Here is an 8,771-nt window from a genome sequence, read left to right as displayed (position 1 = left end):
ACTTCCTTCTGGAACTTCTTCACCGCGCCGTCGGCAATCTTGTCCACGATCTGGGCGGGCTTGCCTTCTTCAAGGGCCTTCTGGCGGTAAACTTCGCGTTCACGCTCCACAGCGGCCTGATCAAGGCTGGCGGCGTCAAGGGCCAGGGGGCTGGCGGCGGCAACCTGCATGGCGAGGTTCTTGGCCAGTTCCAGCACTTCGGGCTTGGCGGCGCTTTCGGCCTTGCCGCAGGTCAGGTACACAAGAACGCCAATCTTGCTGTTGGCGTGAACATACTGACCCACCACGTCGTTGGCGCTCTTCTTGCTGAAGCGGGCAAACTTGCCAAGCTGCATGTTTTCGCCCACGGAGGCGATGAGCTGGGTCACTTCTTCGCCCAAGATGGCTTCAAGAGCGGCGGCATCGGCAGGAGCCTTTTCAAGGATAACCTGGGTCACGCGGGCGGCCATGGTCTGAAACTGTTCGCCGCGAGCCACGAAGTCGGTTTCGCAAAGCAGCGAACCCATGGCGATGTGCATGTTGTCGGCAGTGGAGGCCACGGTCACGAGGCCTTCGCTGGTGGCGCGGCCAGACTTTTTGGCAGCCTTGGCCATGCCCTTCTGGCGCAGCCAGTCAACGGCCTTTTCCAGGTCGCCTTCCACTTCCACCAGGGCTTTCTTGCAGTCCATCATGCCTGCGGCGGTCATGTCGCGCAGTTCTTTAACCAATTGTGCAGTGATAGCCATAGTATACTCCACACGCTGTCCGGCCCCAAGCCGGAGTTTTGTAAATGCCTGATCGGTTGCGCGGCCTCCGCGAAGCGCGGCGCGCAATCTTTCATCCAGACGGGGGCAGCGCAGCCCTTACAGGTTGCGCCGCCCCCAGGATACGGAATATGGAAAGGCCTGCTATTCGGCGGGAGCGGCTTCCGGAGCGGAGGCGGCGGCTTCGGCCTTCTGCATGGCTTCTTCGGCGTTGACGACTTCGCCCTTGTGGTCCTTGTTCATGGCTTCGCCTTCCATGCAGGCTTCGGCGAAAGCAGCCACAAACAGCTTGATGGCGCGGATGGCGTCGTCATTGCCGGGGATGATGTAGTCAATGACATCGGGGTCGCAGTTGGTGTCGGTCACGGCCACGATCGGGATACCAAGCTTGCGGCATTCCTTCACGGCGATGTCTTCACGGTGCGGGTCGATGATAAAGGCAAGCTGGGGAATGCGGTCCATATTTTTGATACCGCCCAAGGTTTCCTCGAGCTTGTTCATTTCGCGTTCCAGAAGCAGAATTTCCTTCTTCTGGTAGCGATTGATGGTGCCGTCGCCAAACATGGCTTCCAGCTTCTTCAGACGGTCCACGCTCTTCTGGATGGTGACAAAGTTGGTGAGCGTGCCGCCCATCCAACGGTTGGTCACGTGGAACTGACCGGCGCGGCCGGCTTCAGCGGCCACGGCTTCCTGAGCCTGACGCTTGGTACCGATGAACAGCACCTTGCCGCCCTTGGCAACAGTGTCGACCACTTTGTCGTAGGCGACGCGGAACAGCTTGACGGTCTGCTGCAGGTCGATGATATGGATGCCGTTGCGGGCGCCAAAGATGTAAGGACGCATCTTGGGGTTCCAGCGGCGGGTCTGGTGACCGAAATGCACGCCGGTTTCCAGCATTTGCTTCATGCTGACATAAGCCATTGGGATTCCTCCAAAGGGTTAACTTCTTCCACCCATGCCCTGACCCTGCAACCCGATGTCCACACCCAGAATGGATAAACCGTCCTTGGGCGCAAAAAATGGACGACGCCACACGCGCCGTCCCACCGGGCACCCCGGGCCGCTGCCTTTGGGTGTGCTTGATGGAAAGGGAGTGAATACACTATCACCTTGCGAATAGCAAGCATTGATGCGGAAATTTCCGCGCAAACCGCAGATCAGCCTACCGGCTCAGCCCCTGCACAAGCTCAGGCTGGGTTTCGCGCAGGCCTTTCCCCGTATAAATCACCAGAACATCAGTGTTCTTTACGCGGACAAGATCGGGGTGCGCATCAAAAAACGCCTCCGCCCGCTCAAATTCTCCGCGTGATACACCGCCCCCGCCGCCCGCAAGGTTGGCCGTGCCCGCAAAGGGCGAGATTATCACCACGCTGTCGCCCAGCGGCCCGTCCATGTGCGATATGTCGGCGGTAAAGCGCTGATAGGGATAAAATACGTACGGCCCAAGGCCGGACTGGGCCCACACGCGCACAGTCGGGGGGAAATTCGGCAACTGCCCCAGAGCTTCGCGCAGGCGCGCATAAGACTGCGCCTCGGGGTGCTGCAGCAGCCGTGCCACAGTCACAGCAGGGTTGTACCAGCCCGTCTGTGTAGCCAGCATAATGACGGCCATCGCCACACCGGCGGCGGGCAGAAGCTTTTTCCACAGTGCGGGGCGCAGTTTGCCCTGCACCCACATGCAGGCGTGGCAGATGGCGAGCATCAGGAACACGCCGGGCAAGTCCTCATACTGCCCGGCCATGGCCCACATCTGGCTGTAGCCGGAAACAGACACCATGGCGAGATAGGGCAACGTACACAGCAAGCAGAGCAAGGCCTTGCGCCCAAGCAACGGCAAAAACCAGGAATACGCCAGCAGATGCAAATAGTAGCGCAGTTTGAGATCCCATTGCCCGGCAACATCCACAAAACCGCTGAAGGCATAGCCCGTGCCCGCGCCCGCAAGCTGGCGCATGTAGGGCAGCCATACCTTTGTAACAGTAGCAAACCACAGGCCGGAGCACAGGCATAAAATAGCGCCGACACGCCTCTGCCCCAGCAGCAAAAAGGCATACATGCCCAGGCAGAAAATACTTGGCGCGGCGCGCTCCTGCGCCAGAAAGACCACAAGGCAGCATCCGGCCAGCGCCCACCAGCGGCGCTTGTGCAGCATGAGCACGGCAAGCATGAGCATGGGCGTGACGAGCGTTGTGTAGTGAACCTGCCGCGACCACGGCGTGAGCACAGGGCGGAAAAAAAGGAAAAGAAGCAGCGCAAAACCTGCCGTCCACACCCAATTGCCGGAAGGAGTATCGCCTTCCGCTTCTTCATGCAGGGCGCGCACAAGCCGGGGCAGAATAAAGGCCATTGACCCCACTGCCACGCCTTGCAGAACGCTGAGCGGGTAAGGGCTCTTCCACGGCCCCACAAGGGGAGCAAGCAGGGCCGTCAGGGGGGTGCAGTGGTGGGCGTAAAAGGGTTTGCCCTCATAGACGTTGGAAAAAGGAGCCTGCCAGTCCCAACCATTCCAGACCCGCCAGATCTGCGTGATGAAATAGCCAAAATCCGCATCATTGATGACAAAGCTGCGCATCTGCAACACGCTGCCCCATATGAACAAAGAAGCAAAAGCCAGAGGAATGTACCAGAGCACCAGCTTCTCAGCCAGCGCAGACCCACCTGTACAGGACTTGCAGTTCATGTTCATATCTTCTCGTTCAATCAAAAATTTACGCCCTTGCGCGAGGCCACGGGCTGATTTCAGTATCACGCCGGGAGCAGCCTCACAAGCTTGGGATGGAGTGCCCGCCGACTGCGCCCCTTTTCAAACGATGCATCTATACTTATAGTTAGAGCTCACGCTGCGCCTCAAGCGGCGCTGCACATCAACACTTCAGGATTTATCATGAACAAGCACGGATTCACTCTTCTTACAGAACAGCATCTGCACGAAGTGGACGGCACCGCCCGTTTGTGGCGGCACGAGGCCACAGGCGCGCAACTGCTTTCCATTAATAACTCTGACGAAAACAAGTGTTTTGGCGTCAACTTTCGCACGCCGCCAGCCGACTCCACAGGTGTTGCCCACATTCTGGAGCACTCCGTTCTTTGCGGGTCGGACAAATATCCCGTCAAGGAACCCTTTGTGGAGCTGATGAAGGGCTCGCTGCAAACCTTCCTCAACGCCTTCACCTTTCCCGACAAGACCTGCTACCCCATCGCAAGCTGCAATCTGCGCGATTTTTACAATCTCATTGACGTCTACATAGACGCCGTGTTCCACCCGCGCATTGACGAAGATATCTTCCGGCAGGAGGGCTGGCATGTGGAGGCCGAAACGCCTGATGGCCAGTGGTCATACAAGGGCGTGGTCTACAACGAGATGAAGGGCGTCTATTCCTCGCCCGATTCCGTCCTTGCGGAGCAGAGCCAGCAGGCGATCTTCCCCGACACGCTTTACAGCCTTGATTCCGGCGGCAATCCGGAGGATATCCCCAACCTCACTTACGAGGCCTTTTACGATTTTCACAGCCGCTACTACCACCCGAGCAACGCCCGCTTTTTCTTCTGGGGCGACGACCCGGAAGACGAACGCCTGCGCCTGACGGCAGCCGCGCTTGAGGGCTACACGGCCCACCCGGTCAATTCCGAGGTGCCGTTGCAGCCGCGCCTGGAAACCCCGCGCCAGATCGAAGTGGCTTACGCCGCCTCCAAGGGCGAAAAGCGCGCGCTGTTCACGGTCAACTGGCTTCTGGGCGAGCGTGGGGACGTGCATCAGGCACTGCTCATGGAAATGCTTGAACATATCCTTGAAGGTCTGCCCGGCTCCCCCCTGCGCAAGGCGCTCATCGCCTCCGGGCTTGGCGAGGACACCACGGGCTGCGGGCTGGAGACAGAGCTGCGCCAGATGTACTACTCCACCGGCCTCAAGGGCGTGGCTCCGCGCGATGTGCAGCAGGCCGAACTGCTCATTTTTGACACCCTGGCCCAGCTGGCGGAAGAAGGCATCCCCCGCTCGGCGGTGGAAGCCGCTGTCAACAGCGTGGAATTCGCCTACCGGGAAAACAATTCGGGGCGCTTCCCCCGTGGACTCTCGGCCATGGTGCAATCTCTGACCACATGGCTGTATGATGGCGACCCGCTGGCACCGCTGGCGTGGGAGGCCCCGCTCAACGCCCTCAAAGCCCGCATTGAGGCTGGCGAACCCGTATTTGAACAGGCCATCAAGGATTGGTTCCTGAACAACGAGCACCGCGCCACCGTGGTGCTGCTGCCAGATACAAAACTGGGCAAAACCCGCGAAGATGCGGAAAAGGCCCGCGTGGACGCCGTGCAGGCCGCCGCCGATGCCGAGGCCCGCGCCAGAATGGTGCAAGAAACCACCCGCCTTATGGAAGCCCAGAGCGCGCCCGACAGCCCGGAAGCCCTGGCGACCATTCCTGCCCTGGGCATTGAAGACCTGCCGCGTGAAAACGCCTTGCTGCCCCGAGCCGTGGCCGAACTACCCGAAACATTCCTGACGCACGAGCTGCCGACCCAGGGTATTGCATACGCAACCCTGCTGCTGCCCCTTGCCAATGTGCCGGACAGGCTCGTGCCCCTGCTGCCGCTCTTTGCCCGCTCCCTCACCGAAACGGGCACCGCAAAGCGCGACTTTACGGAGCTTGGCGCGCTCATGGCCGCCAAAACGGGCGGCCTCGGCGCTGAAACGCTGGTGGGCCTTGTACGCGGCAGCCGCAAGACTTTTGGCTATCTCGGCGTGTCGGGCAAGGCCGTGTACGACAAGCTGCCGGATCTCTTTGCCCTGACCCGCGAAATCCTGCTGGAACCCGTGACCGATGCAGATGTGCTGCGCGAACGCCTGGGCCAGATGCTGCTGGAAGGCAAGGCCCGGCTGGAGCATGGCTTGCAGTCCGCCGGGCATGCGGCTGTCAGCGCCCGCCTGCGGGCGCGCTTCAACGGCGCAAGCGCGGTTGCCGAACGCACCTCGGGCCTGAGCTACCTTGAAAGCGTGCGTGGACTGCTGGAACGCATGGACACAGACCCGCAGTCTGTTTTGAATGATCTGGAAGAACTGCGGTCACGCATCATCGCCCGTCCCGGCGCGGTTGTGGACTGCACCGCAGAGGCGCAGGGCCTTGCTCTGGTAGAAACGGAAGCCCGCCAGCTGCTGCGTGCGCTCTCGCCCGCGCGGTCAGGGGCGGCAACAGACTTTGGCAGCGCCCCTCTGGAACTGCCCAAGGGCGAAGCCTTCATTGCCCCGGCCCAGATCAACTATGTGGGCAAGGCCGCCAACATCTATGATCAGGGCTATGTGTACCACGGCTCCGCCAGCGTTATCCTGCGCAGCCTGCGCATGGGCTATCTGTGGGAACGGGTGCGTGTGCGCGGCGGCGCATACGGCGCGTTCTGCAATCTCGACCGTCTGGGCGGCACCCTTGTGTGCGCCTCATACCGCGACCCCAACGTGGACGACACCCTGACGGCCTTTGACGGCATGGCCGAATACCTGCGCACCTTCAGCCCGGACAAGGCCCAGCTCACCCAGGCCATAGTGGGCGCGGTGGGCGATCTGGACAGCTACCTGCTGCCCGATGCCAAGGGCGCGCAGTCCCTCTCGCGCTGGCTCACGGACGACACAGATGCCGCCCGCGCCCTCATGCGCGAAGAAATCCTTTCCACCACCGGAAAGCACTTCCGCGAATTTGCCGAAGTGTTGGCCGAGGTTGCGTGCAACGGCGCCACTTGCGTACTGGGCGGCCCCAAGACCGAAGCCGCAGCCAAAGAACACAGCTGGAGCAGCACCAAACTGGTGTAGCATCCCGCGATCATAGAATGATAAAGGGGGAGATTTTCCAGAAATCTCCCCCTTTTGCGCATGGTTGCGGCAAGGCCGACATCGCATGCCCCGCACAAGGAACACCCGCATGTCCCAAGATTCAGGCGACCAGACGCTCCAGCCAGACAGGCCGAATCTGCGGCCCGCGCGCTTTACAGGCCGCCTGGCCGCGCCCTCCTTTGTACTGCCCGCCGGAGTGGCGGAAAATGCGCGCTTTCTGGCTGGCAAGGTGGACGAGGTCGGCCTGTGCTTTTTTGAAACCCAGTCCTGCCTGGACTACGGGCCGCAGGACTTGCCGCCCGACCTGGCAACCCGGCCCCTGCGCTGGCATGTGCATCTGCCCGTTGACCTGCCCTGGCCAGCCAGCAAGAGCGCTGCCGCGCATCCTGCCCGCAGGGCCGCGCAATTGGCATTGTCTGTACTTGGCAAGGCCTCTTTTCTTCAGCCGCGCTGCGCCGTCCTGCACCCGCCCCAAGGATCGCCGCAGATGCAGCGCCGCCTTCTGGCAGGATTTGCCTATCACTGGAAAAACTGCTGCGATGTCCCGCTGTTGCTGGAAAACGTTGCCCACAGCGATATTGCCAGCCTTGGGCAGGGATTTCTTCAGGATCACGGACTGGGGCTGTGTCTGGACGTAGGCCACCTCCTGGGCTATGGTCAAAAAAACCTGTTGGTTTCGGCCCTGCCAGAGCAGGCGACCATGACGCACTGGAGCGCCCCCGGCGATGGCGACCGGCATTTGCCCCTCGCGGCTTTTACGCCCGGGCAGGCGCAGACCGCAGCCGCCCTCATGCAGCGCATCCCTGATTCGGCAGTGCATATGGTCGAGATATTCAACTGGGATCGTTTGGCCTCATCCCTGCCGGTGCTCGAGGCGCTTGCGCAATCGCATTCCGGCGGATGAACATTGGCAAGCGCACTTTCGCAAGCGGGCTTTGGCAGAAGAACCTTTAAGGAGAATCATGGCTGGCGCCACAGACCACATCGCCCTGCTGCAAAAATGGCGGGCAGGTCTCAGCAAGGACGACCGCTGGTGCATCCTTATCAATGCCGACCCCGATGCCCTGGCATCGGCGCTGGCGCTCAAGCGTATTATGATCCACAAGGTGCACAGCGTGGTCATTGCGCGCATCAATGAGGTGACCCGGCCCGACAACCTGGCCATGATCCGCTACATGAACATCCCCGTGCAGCCCTGGCAGCCTGAAACTGCCGACCAATACACCCACTTTGCCATGGTGGATTCCCAGCCGCACCACAGCAAGGTTTTTCAGGGCCTGCACTTTGACTGCATCATCGACCATCACCCCCTGCCCCGTGCCGCCAACAACATTACGGCATGCTCGCTGGCTGGCCCGGCCTTGCTGCGCGATATCCGCCCCAATATGGGTGCCACCAGCACCATGATGGCCCGCTATCTCAAGGCCCTGCGCATGCGCCCCGGCCCAAGGCTGGCCACAGCCCTGCTGTACGGCATACGCACAGACACGGCGGCTTTTGAGCGCTCCGGCGGCGAAGACGATTTTCGCGCGTATCAGTGGCTTTCGCGCCATGCGGACAACGGCCTGCTGCGCCGTATTCTGCGCAGCGAATACCTGCGGGAATGGCTGCCGCTGTTTTCACGCGCATTCCGTTCCCTTGCCGACTGCCGGGGCGGCGGAGCCTTTGCCTCGCTCAACGAAGTCAACAGCGCAGACCTTTTGGTGGCAGTGGCAGACTTTTTCACACGGGTGCACGGCCTGCGGTGGATAGCCGTGAGCGGCGTGGTGGACAAAACAGTTATCGTGATCTTTCGCGGCGATGGCGGGCGGGACATTGGGCGTCTGGCGGATGCCTGTTTCCATGATGTGGGCGAGGCTGGCGGGCACCGCAATCTGGCTCGGGCCGAGTTCCCCCTGTCGGCAGTACCGGAAGGGGTCAAACCAGGCGAATTTGTGCTCAGGCGGCTTGAAACGCGCAAGCTGCGGCGCAAAACAACAGCCCCGGACGTCCCCTCTGACCCTGCAGAACGGGGCGCAGCCTGACTTTGCGAACATTTTGCATACAAACTCCAGTTTTCTATTGACAGACTTTTGCATGCCGCGTAGCTTTTTACCTAGAAAATTTTAAGGATACTTTCATGCAGCGCATTTCTTCCAACCACACCTCCTCCTACGCCGCCGGCATCTTTAGCTGGTATTATTTTGCGTACTTTACCGGAGCCTGTGGTC

The 8,771-nt window shown here is 60.8% G+C and carries 6 protein-coding genes; 3 read left to right on the top strand and 3 right to left on the bottom strand.

Translation table 11 applies throughout. The features are described from left to right. From tsf to VEZ52_RS01670, 3 genes are all read right to left on the bottom strand, one after another. Window positions 1–725 (bottom strand): translation elongation factor Ts (gene tsf, locus VEZ52_RS01680; RefSeq protein WP_324835258.1); only part of this gene is annotated, 725 nt, incomplete at its 3' end. A gap of 162 nt (window positions 726–887) precedes the next feature. Next, entirely contained in the window at window positions 888–1,664 is a 777-nt protein-coding gene (gene rpsB, locus VEZ52_RS01675; RefSeq protein WP_240823615.1) for a 30S ribosomal protein S2, read from the bottom strand. A gap of 241 nt (window positions 1,665–1,905) precedes the next feature. Further along, window positions 1,906–3,429 carry a DUF2079 domain-containing protein gene (locus tag VEZ52_RS01670; RefSeq protein ID WP_324835257.1) on the bottom strand — a complete coding sequence of 508 codons (1,524 nt, stop codon included), beginning with the start codon at window positions 3,427–3,429 and terminating at the stop codon, window positions 1,906–1,908. Window positions 3,430–3,627: 198 nt separating this feature from the next. Here VEZ52_RS01670 and VEZ52_RS01665 point away from each other — a divergent pair, with 198 nt between their 5' ends. The 3 genes from VEZ52_RS01665 (at window position 3,628) to VEZ52_RS01655 (ending at window position 8,585) form a co-directional block, all read left to right on the top strand. Next, window positions 3,628–6,540 carry an insulinase family protein gene (locus tag VEZ52_RS01665; protein ID WP_324835256.1) on the top strand — a complete coding sequence of 971 codons (2,913 nt, stop codon included), beginning with the start codon at window positions 3,628–3,630 and terminating at the stop codon, window positions 6,538–6,540. 109 nt (window positions 6,541–6,649) lie between these two features. After that, the gene (gene cbiR / locus VEZ52_RS01660) at window positions 6,650–7,465 is read left to right on the top strand and encodes a cobamide remodeling phosphodiesterase CbiR (protein WP_324835255.1); all 816 of its coding nucleotides are present in this window, start codon (window positions 6,650–6,652) and stop codon (window positions 7,463–7,465) included. Window positions 7,466–7,523: 58 nt separating this feature from the next. Next, window positions 7,524–8,585, top strand: a complete 1,062-nt coding sequence (locus VEZ52_RS01655) for a phosphoesterase (RefSeq protein WP_324835254.1) — start codon at window positions 7,524–7,526, stop codon at window positions 8,583–8,585. The last annotated feature ends 186 nt before the right edge of the window (window positions 8,586–8,771 follow it).

Origin of the sequence: Desulfovibrio sp., from assembly GCF_035644575.1 — a bacterium.
Taxonomy (GTDB): domain Bacteria; phylum Desulfobacterota; class Desulfovibrionia; order Desulfovibrionales; family Desulfovibrionaceae; genus Desulfovibrio.
This window is presented reverse-complemented; position numbering and strand designations above follow the sequence as displayed.

Coding starts and splice junctions, on each gene's coding strand:
- VEZ52_RS01655 (WP_324835254.1), top strand. CDS start 7,524: ATGGCTGGCGCCACAGACCACATCGCCCTGCTGCAAAAATGGCGGGCA.
- VEZ52_RS01670 (WP_324835257.1), bottom strand. CDS start 3,429: ATGAACATGAACTGCAAGTCCTGTACAGGTGGGTCTGCGCTGGCTGAG.
- cbiR (WP_324835255.1), top strand. CDS start 6,650: ATGTCCCAAGATTCAGGCGACCAGACGCTCCAGCCAGACAGGCCGAAT.
- rpsB (WP_240823615.1), bottom strand. CDS start 1,664: ATGGCTTATGTCAGCATGAAGCAAATGCTGGAAACCGGCGTGCATTTC.
- VEZ52_RS01665 (WP_324835256.1), top strand. CDS start 3,628: ATGAACAAGCACGGATTCACTCTTCTTACAGAACAGCATCTGCACGAA.